Source organism: Brevundimonas sp. EU05-FHT14B07 (assembly GCF_058790795.1).
Map to the genome: position 1 here is coordinate 182,255 of NZ_JBYTCZ010000005.1, position 18,008 is coordinate 200,262.

Here is an 18,008-nt window from a genome sequence, read left to right on the forward strand (position 1 = left end):
CTGTGGCGTAGATGGCCGTATAATCAGCCCGTCGAGTCGCGGCAACGCGGTTCTCGATTCCGTGATGAAAATAGGGCGACTAACCGCCTGACAGTGGCAAAAGTCACTCACTGCCAAAGCTTAGCCGCCTGATGTCAGACGATTATTTCGTATCAGGGGCGGTTGCGGCGCATTTCCGCCTTCGCCAGTTCGACTGAGGCGCGCAGGTCGATCTGATCCAGCAGGGCGCCCAAGTCCTTGTCGTCGTCGGCGGCGCGCTCCTCGCGCAGGCTCCGCGCCAGTCGATCCAAGGCCCCCTCGTCGGCGTCGCCGTTCAGCAGAGCCAGCTTGATTTCGTCAAGGCGATCCAGAAGACCGCTGCCGCGCCGGATCGCACGGCGTCGCTTCTCCAGCGGCCCCTCGACCCCTTGAAGGGCCATCAGGGCCGAGACGTCGGAGACCCCACCTGTTGCTGCGCTGGCGGTCGTTGCAGCGGGCGCGGACGGCGCTGCAGCCTGCCCCAGCGAAAAGCCGCTGGCGGATCGCGTCGGACGTGTGCTGGCAGGCGTGCTGACGCCGTTGGGGCCGACAACCTTCATGTGCAGGTGCTCCGCGTCATGAAACCATGGATGACCGGCGGCGATGACTGTTTGGTTAACGCCCCGGCAAATCCTGCCGCTTCTCTGACCGTCAAAGGCTGACCGACATTGAATTCACGTCGTTAATTCTCCGGCACGATCCTCGCACTGATGACGGCGTAACGTTGCGTGGACGCCTGACCGATGCAAAATCTGCTTGCCCGCCTGATCGCCTCCGTCGCCGCGACGCTCGTCGTCGCCGGCGGGGCGACCTCGGCGTTGGCCCAGTCGCAGTCGCGTATCAAGGATATCGCCGCCGTCGAGGGCGTGCGCGGCAACCAGTTGGTCGGCTACGGCATGGTCATGGGTCTGAACGGGACGGGCGACTCCCTACGTAACTGCCCCTTCACCCGCCAGTCGCTGGAAGGCATGACCGAGCGGCTGGGCGTCAATATCCGCGGCGCCAACGCCAACACCAAGAATATGGCCGCCGTCATGGTCACGGCCGACCTGCCGGCCTTCGCCACGCCCGGCTCGCGCATCGACGTGTCGGTAGCCTCCATGTGCGACGCCAAGAGCTTGCTGGGCGGTTCGCTGGTCGTCACCAGCCTGCAAGGCGCGGACGGTCAGGTCTATGCGGTGGCGCAGGGCTCGGTCCAGACCGGGGCCGTCTCGGCGTCGGGCGGGTCGGGGTCGTCGGTGACGCGCGGCGTGCCGACCGCCGGTCGCATCGCCTCGGGCGCGCTGGTCGAGCGCGAGACCGGCTTCCAGATGGCCAATATGAACGAGGTGCGCCTGAATCTGCGCAACCCCGACTTCACCACCGCCCAGCGCGTAGCCGCCGTCGTCAACGCCGCCTATCCAGGGTCGGCCCTGGCCGAGAACGGCACGGTCGTGTCCCTGCGCGCGCCCGGCGAACTTGGCATGGCGGGCTTCATCAGCCGGATCGAGAACCTGGCCGTCAGCGTCGATACGCCCGCCAAGGTCATCATCGACGAGGTCAACGGCGTCATCGTCATGGGGGACGCCGTGCGCATCTCTCGCGTCGCCATCGCCCAAGGCAACCTGACCATATCGGTGGACGAACAGCCGCAGGTCAGTCAGCCGGCGCCCTTCAGCCGGGGCCAGACCGCCGTCGTCCCCTCGACCCAGGTGAACGTCGAAGAGGATCTGGGCACCCAGATGCGGCTGGTCGGCGGCGGCGCCAACCTGTCCACCCTGGTCAACGGCCTGAATGCCCTGGGCGTCAGCCCGCGCGACATGATCAGCATCCTGCAGGCCATCAAGGCCGCCGGCGCCCTGCAGGCCGACATCGAGGTGATGTGAGCATGACCGACCCGACCGTCTCCGCCGATCTGCTGCGCCCCACCGCGGCCGCGCCCACGGCCGTGAATCGCGACAAGATCGCGGAAACCGCCAAGGCCTTCGAGGCCACCTTCATCTCGCAGATGCTGAAGCCGATGTTCGAAGGCCTGTCGACCGACGGCCTGTTCGGCGGCGGCCAGGGCGAGGCAACATGGCGCAGCTTCATGCTGGACGAAATGGCCAAGTCCACGGTGAAGGCGGGTGGCATCGGCCTGAGCAACACCGTCATGGCCGAAATGCTGAAGATGCAGGAGGGCCGGCAATGAGCGACACCGAACTGGCCCAGGCGCGCGTTCGTCAGCTGACGACCCTGACCTTGCGCCTGACCGAGCGACTGAAGGCCGAAACAGCCGCCTTCGCCGATGGCCGTCCTCAGGATGTGGCGGCCGGTCTGTCGGAAACCCAGGAGATGGCCAATCTCTACCGTCGCGATTCCGCCCATGTGAAGGCCAATCCGGCGCTGCTGAGCGGCGCTCCGCTCGAAGATCGCAGGACACTGGTCGACGCCACGCGTGAGTTCGACGCCGTCCTGACTCGTCACAGCCGCGCCGTCGACGCCGCGCGTCAAATTTCCGAGGGCCTAGTCCGGGCCATCGCGGCGGAGGTCACCGCTGCTCGCACACCCGCCTCCGCCTATGCCGCCGACGGCCGCGCCTCGCTAGGCGACGGACGCGCTGTCGCCCTGAATCGAATGGCCTGAACCGCGTGGCCTGACTGGGACGGCCCTTCGCCGTTCGCAGATCACGGTTCGCGTCCTAAGGGTCATTGCCTATTTTTTAAGCGACTGTGTGCCAGCATGGCCTCATGACGCTGACCACTCGCCTCCTAGGCCTGGCATTCGCTTCCGCCGACACCCTGGTGGAGGTGGATCCGAAGGGCGTGGTCGCCTTTGCGATCGGCGCGGGCGCCGTGGCCGGCGAGGACGCAGGCGCGACCTGGACGGGCCGTCCCCTGCTCGATCTGCTGCACGATGGCGCCTCCACCCTGACCGCCCTGCAAGGCATGAAGGCCGGCGTGCGTATTCCCGCGACATCGATCCTGGTGGCGGCTGGGCCTGACCGTGTGCGTCGTGCATCGTTCCGCGCCTTCGTCCTGCCGCAGATGGCGCCGGCCGTCTCCTGCGCCATCTCCTATGAAGGCCCGGCCTTCGCGCTGGAGGATCTGGAAACCCGCCCGCTTCTGGAACCGGAGGATTTCCTGGCCGACGCCGGGCGCGTGCTGGAGTCCAACCCCGACCTGGCCCTGTCGTTCCTCGACATTACCGGGTTGGAGAATGTCACCGGCGAAGCCGCCGACCGTCTGAACCGCCGCATCGAGGCCACGCTTCAGTCCGCCGCCGTCGAGGGATCGAGCGCGTCGCAGGTCACCGGCGTCCGCTATGCCCTTCTCCGACACGCCAACGACCGTCGCGACATCGCCGCAGAAATCGTCGAGGCCGGTCGGGCCGAAGGCCTGTCGCTGGGCGCCGAGGCGTTCAGCTCGCCCGTGCCGCCCGGATCGGATTCCCTGTGCGTGCTGCGCGCCATGCGGTTCGCCATTGAAGGCTGCCTGAAGGGCGACGGCCTCGCCAATCCACAGATCGCCTTCGCGGACTCGCTGAAGCGCACCTTCCGCGACGCCGAAACCTTCCGCAGCCTGGTCAAATCACGCGAGTTCCAGGTCCACTATCAGCCCATCGTCCATCTGGATTCTCGAGCGGTCCATCACTTCGAGGCCCTGACCCGGTTCAGCGGCAACAACGGTCCGGCCGAAGCCATTCGCATGGCCGAAGAGCTGGACATGATCGAGTCGTTCGATCTCGCCGTGGCGGAAAAGGTGCTGAAGCGGATGCGTCAGCCCGGCGCCGGCCTGCTGAAGATGGCGATCAATGTTTCGGGCGCCTCGCTGGGCGACGACACCTACGTCGAGCAGTTGCTGCGCATGACCGCCGGCGCGCCCGAGGAACGCCGCCGCCTGATGGTCGAGGTGACGGAAACTTCCGCCGTCGCGGACATCGAGGCCGCCGACCGTCGCCTGGCCGCACTGCGCGAGGCCGGCATAAAGGTCTGCATCGACGATTTCGGCGCAGGGGCCGCCGCTTTCGACTATCTGCGCAAACTGTCTGTGGACTCGGTCAAGATCGACGGGGCCATCGTTCGCGATATCCAGACCGACCAACGCTCCAAGGCCATGCTGCACAGCATCGTCGAAATGTGCCGTTCGATGAGGCTGGAAACCATCGCCGAGATGATCGAGACCGACGGCGTCGCCGCTGAGCTAAAGGCGGCGGGAGTCGAATACGGCCAAGGCTGGCTGTTCGGCCGCGCCGAAGCCGAGCCGCGAACCCAACTGTCCAGCCCGTCGATGGTCCGTCGCAAGGGCGCCGTCGAGGCCTGGGGCTGACGGACCTCAGAGCTGGACCGTGCGCGTGATCTTCAGCGCCGTCAAGAAATCCACGTCATGGCTCACGACAAGCAAGGCGCCGTCGTAGGCGTTCAGCGCCTCTTCGACCGCCGCGAGGGCGTCCAGATCGAGGTGGTTCGTCGGCTCGTCCAGCACCAGCAACTGCGGCGGCGTCGCGCCTGTCATGACGCAGGCCAGACCCGCCCTCAGCCGCTCCCCGCCTGACAGGTCGCCGACGTGGCGCTGCGCCGCCGTATTGCGAAACAGAAACCGCGCCAGCGCTGCCTGGGCGTCATTGACCGACCCTTTCGGGTTCAACCGCCGCCACGCTTCCACCAAGGTTTCGTCCGGGTGCAGGATCTTGACCTCTTGGTCCAGCAACACCGCACGCACAGGCCGATCGACGGCGCCCGTGGTCGGTGAAAGATCGCCGGTGATCAGCCGCAGCAGGGTCGTCTTGCCCGCGCCGTTCGGTCCCGTGATCGCGACCCGTTCCGGCCCGACCAGGTTCAGGTCGACCGGCCCGACGATCGTCCGCCCCTCGGGTGTCGCCCAGCCGGCCCGGTCCATCGTCAGCACCGTCCGTCCCGTTGGCAGGCCGGTCGTCGGCATCGGGATCGCCAGCGTCCGCGTTCGCTCTACGCGCGCCTGGGCTGAGGCCAAGGCGTCCTGCGCGGCCGCGGCCTGACGTTCGGCCAGCAAGCCGCCGCGCCCGCCCGTGTTTTCAGCGCGCTCGGCCCGGGCGCCCAGCAGGATTTTCGGCATGTCGCCCTTGGCAGCCTTGCGACGGCCGGCGGCGTCGCGGCGCGACTGGGCCTCCGCGCGCTGCTGAGCCTCGGCGCCGACACGCGTGAGTTCGCGTTGGGCTTCGGCCAGATCCCGCGTCGCCGCCTCGCGTTCCAGCGCTTTTCGCTCGACATAGGCGTCATAGCCGCCGCCGTAGCTGGCGACGCCCAAGCTCGACACCTCAAGGATTCGGTCCATGCGGCGCAACAGGTTGCGATCATGGCTGACCACCACGACCCCGCCGTCCCAACGCGCGATGACATCGGCGACCAGCGCCCGCGCCTGTGCATCCAGATGATTGGTCGGCTCGTCCAGCAGGATCAGATCGGGCTGGGCCAGCCTCAAACCCGCCAGCCGCAACCGCGTCTGCTCGCTCCCGCTGAGACTGCACGTCAGGCGTTCGTGGTCCAGGTCAGGCAGCCCGATCTCTCGCAAGGCCTCGTCAAGACGAGTCTCCAGCGTCCAGTCCGCCTCGGCCAGATCGTCAGCCGTTCCCTGCCCCGCCAAAACCCGCGCCACAACAGCCAGCGCCGCTCCAACGCCCAAGGTTTGAGCGACGGTCTCACCGGGGTTTGGCTCATAGCGCTGATCCAGGACGCCGATCGTTCCGGCTCGCGCGACTGCACCCTCGGCAGGCGCGGCTTCGCCCGAGATCAGGCGCAGAAGCGTGCTCTTGCCCGCGCCATTGCGACCGACGATGCCGGTTCGCTCAGGCCCGAACGTCAGGCTCAGATTGTTGAATAATGTGGCGCCGTCCGGCGTCTTAGCGGCGACCTTGTCGAGTGTCGCGAGTGCGGACGGGGACGGGTTTCGGCTTGGGCTGATTGGCATTGAGGATCACGAGCAGCATGGCGGACAGGGCGGAACCGGTGGCCAATGCGATGATCATGATCGTCAAACCTTCTGCAAAACGCGTCAGAACAGGGAGGATGGGTCGTAATCCCGCAATGCGCAAGTCTGGCGTCGAACACGGCCGCGTGAGAAGCTTGGCGTTGAGGAGACAATCATGAAGACCGCCATCACCCTCGCCATCGTCTCCACACTGGCTTGCGCCGCATGCGCGACTGCGCCGGACCGGCCGCCGTCAGCCCCGGATTACAGCGCCGTTCCGACCCAGGCGCCGACGCCCAACGCGCGGCTCTATGCCGCCTGCCTGGAGCAGGCCGCCGCAGCCGACGCCTATCGCCGCGCGGACAACGGGGACGGCGCAGAATATATCCTGTTTACCTGCACGGGTGCGCCGGCCGCCGCCTTCGCCAAGGCCTTGATCCCTTGGAGCGAGAAGATCGGATCGACATTCCAGCGTGACGGCCGCACGTTCCGCTCGACCGCAAAGGTCGAGGCCGACCTGTTCGGAGTCGATTCCTGCTCGACCGATGCGACGGGCGGAGACGCCATCTGCATCCTGTCATTCAACGCCGGCGACTTCCTCGACCAATAGGATGGCGACGGCTAGACCAGCCGTCATGCAAACCCGTTTCCGCATCGAAGACCCCGCCGGCGCCGCCGCGCGGCGCGAGGCCGCCGTCCAGCGCCTGCGGGACGAAACGGGCATAGACGAAGCCATGATCGACGCCTTGGTCGAAGACTTCTACGCCCGCGTCCGCGACGATGCGCTGATCGGCCCGATTTTCGCGGACCGGATCACCGACTGGGCGCCGCACTTAGCGCAGATGAAGCTGTTCTGGTCGTCCGTCGCCCTGTCCACGGGCGTCTATCAGGGCCGGCCGATGCCGAAACACCTACCCCTTCCCATCGATGCGCGGCATTTCGATCGCTGGCTGGAGTTGTTCGCCGAAACTGCGCGTGCCCTGTGCCCGCCCATCGCCGCCGACCACTTCATTGAACGCGCCCGCCGCATCGCCGAAAGCCTTGAACTGGGTGTCGCCAACGCCAGTGGCGTGCTTCTGGCCAAGGGCGGGCTTTTTATGCGGCCCACGCAGGCGTGGATGCCGGAATAAAATTTAGGCGGCAGGCGCTTTAGCTGGGGCTCCAGTCATCGTCACGTTCACATTGAATCCCGCGACTTTCCATGCGTCACCCTCTTTGACGAAGTTTGTCTGAACGTGAGCCACTCGGTCGGGATAGGTATAATCTTGACCCACGACATAAAAGCGGCCGCTCGTGCTTGTCATGCTTTGGTAGCCGGTCACCGTCGGTTCGGGAGCCGTGTCGTGACCGATCATGTTGCGGAGCATGGGGATTTGCGCCCTCACGTCTGCAGTTTTATTTGCGGACGACAAGCGCGCCAAAATGGCGGCTTCTCGGCCCGCTACAAGGTCTGCAAAGGTCGCCTTGGCTTCAGCATTCAAGGCAGGATCGGATTTAGGAAGCGTCGCATTGAAGTTGCAACTGGCTAAGGCTGCCGCCGCCAAAAGGCCCGCAAACTGTTTCAAATCCAACCCCCACTTCGGTGACGCCAGTCTAGCTTCGATCAGCGGGCGCACAACCCAAAGACACAGACAAAAATGTTCCCATAACGTTCTTGCTGATCGCCTATTTTCGTCCCCATATAGCGATAACGCGCCGGACCCGCCGGCCCTCCTCCGCGTTCTCCGGACAGCATGACCGAAAAGCATAACTTCATCCGCGTTCGCGGCGCCCGCGAGCATAACCTCAAGGGCGTGGATCTCGACATTCCGCGTGAACAGCTGGTGGTGATGACCGGCCTGTCGGGGTCGGGCAAATCCTCGCTGGCGTTCGACACCATCTATGCCGAAGGCCAGCGGCGCTATGTCGAGAGCCTGTCGGCCTACGCGCGCCAGTTTCTAGAGCTGATGGGCAAGCCGGACGTGGATTTGATCGAAGGCCTGTCCCCGGCCATCTCCATTGAACAGAAGACAACGTCCAAGAACCCGCGCTCAACCGTCGGCACGGTGACGGAAATCCACGACTATATGCGCCTGCTGTGGGCGCGGGTCGGCGTGCCCTACTCGCCGGCGACCGGCCTGCCAATCGAGAGCCAGACCGTCAGCCAGATGGTCGACAAGCTGGTCGCCCTGCCCGATGGCGAGCGCATCCTGCTGCTCGCCCCCGTCGTTCGCGGCCGCAAGGGCGAGTACAAGAAAGAAATCGCCGAGTGGCAGCGTCAGGGCTTCCAGCGCCTAAAGATCGACGGGCAATTCTATCCGATCGATGAAGCCCCGACGCTGGACAAGAAGTTCAAACACGACATCGACATCGTCGTGGACCGGATCGTCACCAAGCCGGATCAGGAAGCCCGCTACGCCGACAGCCTGCAGACGGCGCTGGGTCTGGCCGACGGCATCGCCAATGCCGAATGGGCCTCGACGGCGGAAGGTGAGACCGCGCCGCGCTCCATCCTGTTCTCCGAACGGTTCGCCTGCCCGGTGTCGGGCTTCACGATCAGTGAGATCGAGCCGCGCCTTTTCTCGTTCAACAACCCCTTCGGCGCCTGCCCAGTCTGCGACGGCCTGGGGGTCAAGCTGGCGTTCGACGCCGATCTGGTGATCCCGGACCGCGACAAGACTCTGCACAAGGGCGCCGTCGCGCCGTGGGCGCGCGGGCCATCGCCGCTCTACACCCAGACGCTGCAGTCGCTCAGCCTCCACTACGGCTTCTCGATGGACAAGCCGTGGCGCGACCTGCCCGCCCAGGCGCACAAGGCCATCTTGCACGGCACGGGGACCGAGAAGATCAAGTTCGTCTATGACGACAACGCCCGCAAATACGAGGTCTCCAAGCCGTTCGAGGGCGTGCTGCCGAACCTGGAACGCCGCTGGCGCGAGACCGACAGCGCCTGGGTGCGCGAGGAACTGGCTCGCTATCAGTCCGAGACGCCCTGCGACGCGTGTCACGGCAAGCGGCTGAAGCCCGAGGCCCTGGCGGTCAAGGTCGGCGGCGAGGACATCGCCGACATCTCCACCCTTTCGATCTCCAAGGCCTATCTATGGTTCTCGACGCTGGAAGAGAATCTGACCGAAAAGCAGATGGAGATCGCCCGGCGCATCCTGAAGGAAATCTGCGACCGGCTGCGGTTCCTGAACAACGTCGGCCTGGACTATCTGAACCTGTCGCGATCCTCAGGCACCCTGTCGGGCGGCGAGAGCCAGCGCATCCGCCTGGCGTCGCAGATCGGCTCAGGCTTGACCGGCGTCCTCTATGTGCTGGACGAGCCGTCCATCGGCCTGCACCAGCGCGACAACACCCGCCTGCTGGAAAGCCTGAAAGGGCTGCGCGACCTCGGCAACTCGGTTCTCGTGGTCGAGCACGACGAAGAGGCTATCCTGACCGCGGACTACGTCATCGACATGGGCCCGGCCGCTGGTGTTCATGGCGGCCAAGTTTGCGCGGAGGGCACGCCAGCCCAGGTCATGGCCAACCCCAAGTCCCTGACCGGCAAATACCTGACTGGCGAGCGCGAGATCGAAATTCCTGCCGAAGGTCGCCGCCCCATCAACCGCAAGCGGATGCTGAAGATCAGCGGCGCCAGCGGCAACAATCTGAAGAGCGTGACCGGCGAAATCCCTGTCGGCGTCTTCACTTGCATCACCGGCGTCTCGGGCGGCGGCAAGTCCACCTTCACCATTGAGACCCTGTACAAGGCCGCCGCGCGCCGCCTGAACAATGCCTCGGAGGCCCCTGCCCCCTTCGATCGGATCGAAGGCCTGGAGCATTTCGACAAGGTCATCGACATCGACCAGTCGCCCATCGGCCGCACCCCGCGCTCGAACCCCGCGACCTATACCGGCGCCTTCGGGCCTATCCGCGACTGGTACGCCGGCCTGCCGGAATCCAAGGCGCGCGGCTATGGCCCCGGGCGGTTCAGCTTCAACGTCAAGGGCGGGCGTTGCGAAGCCTGCCAAGGCGACGGCGTCATCAAGATCGAGATGCACTTCCTGCCGGACGTCTATGTCACCTGCGACGTCTGCAAGGGCAAACGCTACAACCGCGAGACGCTGGAGATTGTGTTCAAGGGCAAGTCCATTTCGGACGTGCTGGACATGACGGTCGAGGAGGCGGCGACCTTCTTCAAGGCCGTGCCGCCGATCCGCGACAAGATGTTGACGCTGGAACGGGTCGGCCTGGGCTACGTCAAGGTCGGCCAGCCGGCGACCACCCTGTCGGGCGGCGAGGCCCAGCGGGTCAAACTGTCCAAGGAGCTGTCCAAGCGCGCCACCGGCCGCACCCTGTACATCCTCGACGAGCCGACCACCGGCCTGCACTTCGAAGATACGCGCAAGCTGCTGGAAGTGCTGCAGGAACTGGTTGAGGCCGGCAACACCATCGTGGTGATCGAACACAACCTCGATGTCATCAAGGTCGCCGACTATCTGCTCGACTTCGGTCCTGAGGGCGGTGACGGCGGCGGCGAGATCGTTGCGGTCGGCACGCCCGAACAGGTCGCGGACAACAAGGCCAGTTGGACCGGCAAATACCTCAAGGAGGTGCTGGATCGGCACGAGGACCGCCGCAAGGCGCGCGTTGCGGCCCTAGGCGGTTCCGTCGATGCTCCGGCCAAAAAGAAAAGGGTGAAGGCGTCGGCCTGATCGTTAGGAAAAGACGTCGGTCGACTGACCGCCTCGAAGCCCATTCCAGGCCGCTGCGAACGGGGCATATAGGACCGCGAGTTGCAGCGCGGCGAGGAAGGCGTTGACGATCGACGACACCAGGATCGCCGGCCAGGCCTGCATCAGGATCTGGCCCAATCCCTCGCCGTCGAAGCGCGCCAGCGTCTGGATGCCGCCGGTGGCGAGATCGGCCGCTGCGCCGATGATCATGCCCAGGATGCTGACGATCAGCGACATGATGATGGCGATCACGGCCATGCCCAGCAGCGACCAGAAATGTCCTTTGGTGGCGGCGAACGATTCCACGATGGTGATTTTGCGGCGATCGATCGTCATCGGCACCGCAAGGCTGAACTTGATCGCCAGCCAGACGATCAGGGCGAAGACGGCGAAGATCAGCAGCACGCCGACCAAGATCAGCAGCGCCTGACCCGACGCCGCGCCGAAACCGATGGCCGCGCCGACCACCATCATGCCGACGCCCGACGCCAAGCCGACAGCCAAGCTGACGATCAGACTGACCGCCAGGACACGGACCTCATCCATACCAAGGCGCAGATAGCCCCACGACGACTCGTCCGGACGCAGAACCGAGCGCGCCACCGCCGCGCTTAGCACCGCGCCGACCAGCAGGCCGATGGGCGCGGCCCAGATCAGCGCTCCGGCATAGGTTTGACCCAAGGCCTGAAACTCCGCCATCGATGGGTTGGCCGACTGTTCCAGCGCTTCACCCGCCGCCATCAGGTTGGCCCACTTGTCGGCGCCCAGTCCGAACATGGCGACATAGACGGCCAGATAAACCAGGCCCCAGGCGACCGCGACGATCGGATGCCGACGAACGACCCGGAAGCCTTCGAAGGCCGCGTCGGTGGCGGAAAAACTCATGACAACTCCGGGAGCAGATTCGCAGCGCACCCTAGCGCATACGCAAGCCTACGTCCCGCACCGCCGCCGTCGCGGCATCATGCGTTCGATCGCGTCAGTTCGCGGAGGCGATCGTCCAGTCCGCGATCTGGGTATTGATGTCGCGCGTCGCCGTGTCGAAGGCTGCAACGATGGCGGACACGCGGTTGTCGCCGGCAGGCTGGGTCACGGTGAACACCCGCTCGACCGAGCGGCCTTCCTCGGGACGAATGGTCCCGCCGCCAGCGCGCCGTTCCGGGGTGGAGCGCAGCTGCGCCCGCGCGGTCACGACGACATCCGGCACGGCGCCCGGAGCGGCGTATCGCGCCTCGAACGTCGTGACCGTGACCTGCAGGATCAGCGGCGGCGTCCCCGGCTCGCGGCGACCAAGCACGCGAATGCGGTCGGCGCGGTTGGCGAAGGCCGCCTTCAGGCTGTCGTCGAACAGGGTCGAGGCCGGCGACACCCAGCGTGCGCCGCCGATATAGGCCGTCTCTAGACCCGTGACGCCCAGGATCTTGTCGTCGCCGGTCGCCTGCGGGAACTCGATGCGGCGGATCGAGACCGTGAGAGGCGCAGGCGTGTCGCCCACCGCCGACGGCGCGGCCATCGGCAGGCCGAACCGATAGTTCTGCACCGGGTCCGGCGACGACAGCAGGGCGCACCCGCTCAGCGCGGTCAGGACAGCGGCGGACGCCGCCAGTCGAAGGACAGGACGAAGGATCACGGCTGCACCTCCAGCTCTTTGGATTTCGGACGACCGATAAAGTCGCGCGGGCTGGCGCGGACATCGTCGATCAGGGATTGCAGAGACCGGGTGGCGTCTTGCAGTTCTTCGATCGTGCCGGTCAGCTGCGGCAGGCTGGTCGTCGCAAAGTCACCCAAAGGACGCTCCAGACCCGTAATCGAACGGTTGGCAGAGGCGATCGCCGTGCGGGCCTCCGCCGTCGCCGAGTTGATATTAGCGATGGCTTGGCGACCGTCCGTATTGATGATCTGACGCGTGTCGACGGCCAGGGCCTGATATTCCTTCACCGCCGCGTTGGCGTTGGTCACGGCCTCTTCCAACTGCTGGAAGATGGCCTTGCGGGCTTCCAGTTCCGTCGTCAGCGCCTCGACGTTCTTCACGCTGGTGGAGAAGCTGCGGATATTGTCATCGGACATGACGCGGTTGATCCGGTTTAGCGCATCCACGGTCTGGGCCAGCACCGTGCCCGAACCGCTCAAGAGTTCGGCGATCGGCGACGGCTGGCTTTGCAGCACTGGCACGACATTATCCGGATACTGCTCTTTCAGCAGGGCGCTGTTTGGCGAGCCGGCGGTGATCTGGATGTAGTTCAAGCCGGTGATGCCTTGCGGCTCCAGCTGCGCGCGCGAGGTGACGCGCACCGGCGTCGTGCCGTCCACGCGAACACGGGCGATCACCTGGTCGCCGCGCTTGGTGTCGATGTTCAGGTCAGTGACCTCGCCGACGCGGATGCCGTTGAAATGCACCTCGCCGCCTTCGGACAGGCCATTCACCGGCCCATAGAAGACGATGTCATACATGTCATAGTCGCTGTTGAACTGCAGCCGGGCCAGCCAGATGGTGAACACCGCCAGGGCCGCCAGAAGGGCGACGGTGGCGATGCCGACGGCGGCGTAATGTGCGTCTCTTTCCATGATCCGCTCTCCTCAGGCGGCAGACTTGGTGGCTGCGCGTCCGCGCGGCCCCAGGAAATATTCCTTGATCCACGGATGGTCGGAGCCTTCCAGCTCCTGCACCGTGGCCTTTTCCACGACCCGCTTGTCCGCCAGCACCGCCACCTTGTCACAGATGGCGTAGAGCGTATCGAGGTCGTGGGTGATCATGAAGACGGACAGACCCAGGTCGTCCGCCAGTTGCCGGATCAGATCGTCGAACGCGGCCGCGCCGATGGGATCCAGGCCCGCCGTCGGCTCGTCCAGAAACACTAGCTCTGGATCTAGCGCGAGCGCACGCGCCAGGCCGGCGCGCTTCTTCATGCCGCCCGACAGCTCGGCGGGCTTAAGGTGGTGGTGCTCGGGTTTGAGGCCCACCATGGCGATCTTGAGTTCGGCCAATTCATAGATGATCGCTTTGGGCAGTTTGGTGTGCTCGACCAAGGGCGAGGCAACGTTCTCCAGCACGCTCAGCGACGAGAACAGCGCGCCCTGCTGGAACAGGATGCCGGTGCGGCGCTCGATGTCCGCCGACTGATCGTCGGTCAGGGTCGCACGGTCGTAGCCCAGCACCTTCACCGACCCGCCCTCGGGCTCTTTCAGTCCGATGATAGTGTTCAGCAGTACGGTCTTGCCCGCGCCCGATCCGCCGACGACGCCCATGACTTCGCCGCGCACCAGGTCGAGGTCGAGGTTTTCGTGGATGGTGCGCTCGCCGAACTGGCTCAACAGGCCGCGCACCTCGATCAGGTTTTCTGGTGCTTCGGTCATATGTTCAGCTCCAGGAAGACCAGGGCGAACACGGCGTCCAGAAAGATGATGGCGAAGATGGCTTGCACCACCGCGGCCGTCACGCGCCGGCCCAGGCTTTCGACGTCGCCGGCGACCGACATGCCCTGACGGCAGCCGATGGCGGCGATCACCAGGGCAAAGACCGGCGCCTTCACCAGACCGACCATCAGATGCTGGGCCATGGTGCCATCCTCGACCAGACGCTGGAAGAAGAAGGACGGACCGAGATTCAGCGAGCTCCAGCACACGACCAGACCGCCGACCAGGCCGCCGATCATGCCCATGAAGGTCAGCAGCGGCAGCATCAGCACCAGCGACGCGACGCGCGGGATCACCAGGGCCTGGAACGGATTGACGCCCATGACCTGCATGGCGTCGACCTCTTGGTTCATCCGCATCGACCCGATCTCGGCCGCGAAGGCCGAGGCCGAACGTCCAGCCAACAAGACCGAGGCGATCACCACGGCGAACTCGCGGAACATGGCGACGCCGATCAGCTGAACCGCAAACACTTGGGCGCCGAAGTCGGTCAGCAAATCCACGCCGATGAAAGCGATGACGGCGCCGATGAAGAAGTTGGTGATCATGACGATCGGAATGGCGTCCAGCCCGGCGCGCTCGGCCTGACTGACCCAGGCCGGCCAGCGGATGCCGCCGGGATGTTTGGCGGCTTCCACCACAGCAGCCATCAGCCGACCAAGGAAGGCCAGCGACAACATGGCCTCGCCGCCGAAATCATAGACGCCTCGTCCGATCTTGGCGAAGGTGCGAACGAAGGCGCTGGGGCGTTTCGGCGCCGGGGCGCTTTGGCGCTCCAGCAGTTCGATCATGTGATAGATACGACCGGCCTCCGGTCGGTCCTTCCACTGGCTCTTGGAAAGGCGGCCGCTTGAGGCCTGCACCAAGGCTAGCGCGCCGGCGGTATCGAAGCGACCGAGATCGGAGGTGTCGATGCTGGCGATATCGCGGCCTTCCAGATCGCGGCTCAGCTCCGTCGGCAGACGACCCAGCGCCGTGGTCGTCCAGTCGCCGGTCAGGCGCAGACGGGCCTCGCCATCTCTATCGACGATTTCGTATGCGGCCGTGTTCATCGCGCCCTTGAAGACCGGTCTGACATCGCGATTTTCCCCTGACCCTCTGAACAGACAGCCGAAATCCCTGCCGCGCTAATGGTCAAGCCGGCATTCGATGTCAACGCGCGATGACATTCGCGCGGATGTTTGTCGATCGACCGTGTCGAGATCGCCTCCCCCGATGAAACGTCCAACGGTCACGCTGGCGCTGATGCCAAACGCGGCCGAACGGGATTCGTTCTCGCGTCACCTCATACGACGCTGCACGGCCTCCAGATCCTCAATGAACAACCGTCTCGCCTCAGACTTCGCCGCCTCGTCCGGCAGACGCAGCAGATAAGAGGGGTGAACCGTCAGTACGGCGGTCGATCCATCGCTCAGGTCGATCGGCGCGCCGCGTTCCTGCATCACGGCGGGCTTGCGACCCAGCAACGCCAGACCCGCCGTCGCCCCCAGGGCCAGCACGACCTGCGGCTTGATCAGCCTTCGCTCCGAGTCCAGCCACCAGCGGCAGGCCTGAACCTCGCCCGCATTCGGCGTCTTGTGCAGGCGACGTTTGCCGCGCGGCTCGTGTTTGAAGTGTTTGACCGCGTTGGTGACATAGACGTCGGATCGATCAATGCCAGCCTCGGCCAGGGCTGCGTTCAGCACCTGTCCCGCCGGCCCGATGAAGACGCGGCCTGCCAGATCCTCCTGATCGCCGGGCTGTTCGCCGACGATCATCAGACGCGCCGACTTCGGCCCCTCCCCGCACACGCCTTGCGTCGCGTCGCGGTATAGAGGGCAGCGGCGGCAGGCCTGAACGCCGCTGGCGACATCGTCGAGGTTTTCGGGCACGGCCTCGGCGTCGGGACGCGCCAGATGCAGGTCTGGCGCGACGGCGCGCGCAAAACGCGGATTGGGCTGAGGAGACGGCGTGGCGACCATGGTCTCGGTTCGAACCGACGACGCCGCGACCAATTCCGGGATCAGGGCGGCTTCCGGCAGGTTCTTCCAATAGGACTTGGCCATTTCCCCCTGCATCGTCTTCACCTTCAGCCGCGCAGGATTGAAGGTCGAGGCGTAGTAGGTCTTCCAGAAATCCTCGATCTCGTCTTCGGCTGGCGCCATGTCGCGGGTTGCCGGCGGCCCGAACCGCAGGGCTTCTCCATCCCAGAAGGCCGAACCGTCCGGCGTCAGGATCGACCAGCGCATGGTCGTGAACCGCCGTTGGAAAAACGGCGCGGTGTTTTCCAAAACCCGATGCGGCGGCTCGAACCACGCCACCCAAGCTTCGCCCAAATCGTCATGCACCTGGCGAAAGCGAACGAAGGCCTTCATCTTGTGCGAGGCGCGGCTGACGTTCTTGACCCGCTCCAGCGCGTCGGCGACGTCCCGGTCCGAAATGACCTTGATCAGGTCCGGCTCATCCTTCAGCCGCCATAGCAGCCGATACATCAGATCAAAACGGTCAGCGGATCGATGCAGAATCAGGTTCTGGGCGAGATCCACGAACTCTTTCGGAACGTTGAAAGCTCTGCGGTCATCCGGCGTCGGCGACGTTTCTTCGGCAATCGGCTGATCGAACAGCCCGCCCTGTTCCACCGCCCCCGCCACGACGAACCGCGCCGCCGCAGGCTCCACACCCGACAATCGAAACGCGCGCGCCGCCTTCCGCCAGCCGTCGAAGTCCGTCTCACCGTCCAGCGTCGCCACCGCCATCAGAACAGGCTCAACTGCTCGGGCGTGCGGCTGGTCACGCGCGCCTTGAGGTCCGCCGCGTCCGTCAGACCGCCTGGCGTCCAATCCAGCGCCGTGATGAAGGGCCGGATCTTCGCCACCGATCGCGTCAGCCGTCCGACATCCTCCAACCGCAGGGTCCGATAGCGGCGCACCGCGACGATCCGGTCCACCGCCTTCACGCCCAGCCCTGGCACACGTAGCAGCATCTCGCGCGGCGCCCGGTTCACATCGACTGGAAACTGCTCGCGCTTGTTGAGAGCCCAGGCCAGTTTGGGGTCGACCGCCAGATCGAGCATGCCGTTCGATGCCCCCTCGCCGATCTCCGGCGCGGAGAAGCCATAGAACCGCATCAGCCAATCGGCCTGATACAGCCGATGCTCGCGCATCAACGGCGGCTTGGACAACGGCAGGATCGAACTGGAGTCCGGGATCGGGCTGAACGCCGAATAATAGACGCGGCGCAGGCCATAACCGCCGTAGAGCGAGGCGCTGCGATCCAGGATTTCCGTATCCGGCGCGCCGTCGGCGCCGATGATCAACTGCGTGCTCTGGCCGCCCGGCGCGAACTTCGGCGGTTTGATCTTTTCACGTTTGGCCGGCTTGGCCGCCTCGACGCCAAGGCGTACCTGGCTCATCGCCTTCTTGATGACCCCAACATCCTTTTGCGGCGCCAGTCGCGCCAGCGCCTCGTCGCGCGGAAGCTCAATATTGGCTGACAGGCGGTCGGCATACAGTCCCGCCATTTCCACCAGCTTCGGATCCGCCTCCGGGATCAGCTTCAGATGAATGTAGCCCCGGAAATCGTGGACTTCCCGCAGCGTCTTGGCCACCAGGACCAGCTGCTCCATCGTATAGTCGCCGGATCGAATGATGCCCGACGACAGGAACAAACCCTCGATATAGTTGCGCTTGTAGAAGTTGAGCGTCAGGTCGACGACCTCGTCGACATCGAAGCGCGCGCGCTCCACGTTCGACGACACGCGATTGATGCAATAGGCGCAGTCGTAGATGCAGAAGTTGGTCAGCAGAATCTTGAGCAGACTGATGCATCGACCGTCCGGCGTATAGGCGTGACAGATGCCCATGCCTTCGGTCGAGCCGATCCCCTTGCCGCCAACGGAGTTTCGTTTCGACGTTCCCGACGACGAACACGAGGCGTCATACTTGGCGGCGTCAGCTAGAACGGAGAGTTTTCGACGCAGATCGAGACGGGCCAT

The 18,008-nt window shown here is 65.2% G+C and carries 17 protein-coding genes; 7 read left to right on the forward strand and 10 right to left on the reverse strand.

What is annotated here, in order from left to right:
- Positions 1–152: 152 nt before the first annotated feature.
- Positions 153–578, reverse strand: coding sequence for a flagellar assembly protein FliX (locus tag AC3WRC_RS13250; RefSeq protein WP_055754769.1), 426 nt, complete (start codon positions 576–578; stop codon positions 153–155).
- Between the two features lie 183 nt (positions 579–761).
- Here AC3WRC_RS13250 and AC3WRC_RS13255 point away from each other — a divergent pair, with 183 nt between their 5' ends.
- The 4 genes from AC3WRC_RS13255 (at position 762) to AC3WRC_RS13270 (ending at position 4,304) form a co-directional block, all read left to right on the forward strand.
- Positions 762–1,883, forward strand: coding sequence for a flagellar basal body P-ring protein FlgI (locus AC3WRC_RS13255; protein WP_017504614.1), 1,122 nt, complete (start codon positions 762–764; stop codon positions 1,881–1,883).
- A 2-nt stretch (positions 1,884–1,885) separates the two neighbouring features.
- Entirely contained in the window at positions 1,886–2,188 is a 303-nt protein-coding gene (locus AC3WRC_RS13260; protein ID WP_055754768.1) for a rod-binding protein, read from the forward strand.
- Positions 2,185–2,622 carry a hypothetical protein gene (locus AC3WRC_RS13265; RefSeq protein ID WP_055754767.1) on the forward strand — a complete coding sequence of 146 codons (438 nt, stop codon included), beginning with the start codon at positions 2,185–2,187 and terminating at the stop codon, positions 2,620–2,622. The genes AC3WRC_RS13260 and AC3WRC_RS13265 overlap by 4 nt, the downstream gene beginning before the upstream one ends.
- A 104-nt stretch (positions 2,623–2,726) precedes the next feature.
- The gene (locus AC3WRC_RS13270) at positions 2,727–4,304 is read left to right on the forward strand and encodes an EAL domain-containing protein (protein ID WP_492304149.1); all 1,578 of its coding nucleotides are present in this window, start codon (positions 2,727–2,729) and stop codon (positions 4,302–4,304) included.
- Positions 4,305–4,310: 6 nt separating this feature from the next.
- On the opposite strand, the gene AC3WRC_RS13275 is transcribed toward AC3WRC_RS13270, so the two are convergent.
- A complete protein-coding gene (locus AC3WRC_RS13275) occupies positions 4,311–5,921 on the reverse strand; it encodes an ABC-F family ATP-binding cassette domain-containing protein (RefSeq protein WP_492304150.1) in 1,611 nt (536 codons plus the stop codon).
- A gap of 175 nt (positions 5,922–6,096) precedes the next feature.
- Between AC3WRC_RS13275 and AC3WRC_RS13280 the strand changes: the two genes are divergently transcribed.
- The gene (locus tag AC3WRC_RS13280; protein ID WP_492304151.1) at positions 6,097–6,531 is read left to right on the forward strand and encodes a hypothetical protein; all 435 of its coding nucleotides are present in this window, start codon (positions 6,097–6,099) and stop codon (positions 6,529–6,531) included.
- Positions 6,532–6,556: 25 nt separating this feature from the next.
- A complete protein-coding gene (locus tag AC3WRC_RS13285; protein ID WP_091747811.1) occupies positions 6,557–7,051 on the forward strand; it encodes a group III truncated hemoglobin in 495 nt (164 codons plus the stop codon).
- Positions 7,052–7,054: 3 nt separating this feature from the next.
- Here AC3WRC_RS13285 and AC3WRC_RS13290 read toward each other — a convergent pair whose 3' ends face one another.
- Positions 7,055–7,492, reverse strand: a complete 438-nt coding sequence (locus tag AC3WRC_RS13290) for a hypothetical protein (RefSeq protein ID WP_316408331.1) — start codon at positions 7,490–7,492, stop codon at positions 7,055–7,057.
- A gap of 162 nt (positions 7,493–7,654) precedes the next feature.
- Between AC3WRC_RS13290 and uvrA the strand changes: the two genes are divergently transcribed.
- On the forward strand, positions 7,655–10,600 hold the full coding sequence (uvrA, locus tag AC3WRC_RS13295) for an excinuclease ABC subunit UvrA (protein WP_492304152.1): 2,946 nt from the start codon (positions 7,655–7,657) through the stop codon (positions 10,598–10,600).
- Between the two features lie 3 nt (positions 10,601–10,603).
- On the opposite strand, the gene AC3WRC_RS13300 is transcribed toward uvrA, so the two are convergent.
- From AC3WRC_RS13300 to AC3WRC_RS13330, 7 genes are all read right to left on the reverse strand, one after another.
- Entirely contained in the window at positions 10,604–11,506 is a 903-nt protein-coding gene (locus AC3WRC_RS13300) for a hypothetical protein (protein ID WP_199061001.1), read from the reverse strand.
- 94 nt (positions 11,507–11,600) lie between these two features.
- Complete coding sequence (locus tag AC3WRC_RS13305; protein ID WP_066551978.1) at positions 11,601–12,251, reverse strand: ABC-type transport auxiliary lipoprotein family protein; 651 nt, start codon at positions 12,249–12,251, stop codon at positions 11,601–11,603.
- Positions 12,248–13,186 carry an MlaD family protein gene (locus tag AC3WRC_RS13310; protein WP_039246448.1) on the reverse strand — a complete coding sequence of 313 codons (939 nt, stop codon included), beginning with the start codon at positions 13,184–13,186 and terminating at the stop codon, positions 12,248–12,250. Before AC3WRC_RS13310 ends, AC3WRC_RS13305 begins: the two co-directional genes overlap by 4 nt.
- A gap of 12 nt (positions 13,187–13,198) precedes the next feature.
- A complete protein-coding gene (locus tag AC3WRC_RS13315) occupies positions 13,199–13,975 on the reverse strand; it encodes an ABC transporter ATP-binding protein (RefSeq protein ID WP_153923552.1) in 777 nt (258 codons plus the stop codon).
- Complete coding sequence (locus AC3WRC_RS13320) at positions 13,972–15,087, reverse strand: MlaE family ABC transporter permease (protein WP_055754759.1); 1,116 nt, start codon at positions 15,085–15,087, stop codon at positions 13,972–13,974. The genes AC3WRC_RS13315 and AC3WRC_RS13320 overlap by 4 nt, the downstream gene beginning before the upstream one ends.
- 228 nt (positions 15,088–15,315) lie before the next feature.
- A complete protein-coding gene (locus AC3WRC_RS13325; protein WP_492304153.1) occupies positions 15,316–16,770 on the reverse strand; it encodes a UdgX family uracil-DNA binding protein in 1,455 nt (484 codons plus the stop codon).
- Positions 16,770–18,008 carry a putative DNA modification/repair radical SAM protein gene (locus AC3WRC_RS13330; protein WP_271042931.1) on the reverse strand — a complete coding sequence of 413 codons (1,239 nt, stop codon included), beginning with the start codon at positions 18,006–18,008 and terminating at the stop codon, positions 16,770–16,772. The genes AC3WRC_RS13325 and AC3WRC_RS13330 overlap by 1 nt, the downstream gene beginning before the upstream one ends.

Coding starts and splice junctions, on each gene's coding strand:
- AC3WRC_RS13325 (WP_492304153.1), bottom strand. CDS start 16,770: ATGGCGGTGGCGACGCTGGACGGTGAGACGGACTTCGACGGCTGGCGG.
- AC3WRC_RS13255 (WP_017504614.1), top strand. CDS start 762: ATGCAAAATCTGCTTGCCCGCCTGATCGCCTCCGTCGCCGCGACGCTC.
- AC3WRC_RS13265 (WP_055754767.1), top strand. CDS start 2,185: ATGAGCGACACCGAACTGGCCCAGGCGCGCGTTCGTCAGCTGACGACC.
- AC3WRC_RS13250 (WP_055754769.1), bottom strand. CDS start 578: ATGAAGGTTGTCGGCCCCAACGGCGTCAGCACGCCTGCCAGCACACGT.
- AC3WRC_RS13275 (WP_492304150.1), bottom strand. CDS start 5,921: ATGCCAATCAGCCCAAGCCGAAACCCGTCCCCGTCCGCACTCGCGACA.
- AC3WRC_RS13330 (WP_271042931.1), bottom strand. CDS start 18,008: ATGGCCCGTCTCGATCTGCGTCGAAAACTCTCCGTTCTAGCTGACGCC.
- AC3WRC_RS13270 (WP_492304149.1), top strand. CDS start 2,727: ATGACGCTGACCACTCGCCTCCTAGGCCTGGCATTCGCTTCCGCCGAC.
- AC3WRC_RS13320 (WP_055754759.1), bottom strand. CDS start 15,087: ATGAACACGGCCGCATACGAAATCGTCGATAGAGATGGCGAGGCCCGT.
- AC3WRC_RS13315 (WP_153923552.1), bottom strand. CDS start 13,975: ATGACCGAAGCACCAGAAAACCTGATCGAGGTGCGCGGCCTGTTGAGC.
- uvrA (WP_492304152.1), top strand. CDS start 7,655: ATGACCGAAAAGCATAACTTCATCCGCGTTCGCGGCGCCCGCGAGCAT.
- AC3WRC_RS13310 (WP_039246448.1), bottom strand. CDS start 13,186: ATGGAAAGAGACGCACATTACGCCGCCGTCGGCATCGCCACCGTCGCC.
- AC3WRC_RS13280 (WP_492304151.1), top strand. CDS start 6,097: ATGAAGACCGCCATCACCCTCGCCATCGTCTCCACACTGGCTTGCGCC.
- AC3WRC_RS13285 (WP_091747811.1), top strand. CDS start 6,557: ATGCAAACCCGTTTCCGCATCGAAGACCCCGCCGGCGCCGCCGCGCGG.
- AC3WRC_RS13300 (WP_199061001.1), bottom strand. CDS start 11,506: ATGAGTTTTTCCGCCACCGACGCGGCCTTCGAAGGCTTCCGGGTCGTT.
- AC3WRC_RS13260 (WP_055754768.1), top strand. CDS start 1,886: ATGACCGACCCGACCGTCTCCGCCGATCTGCTGCGCCCCACCGCGGCC.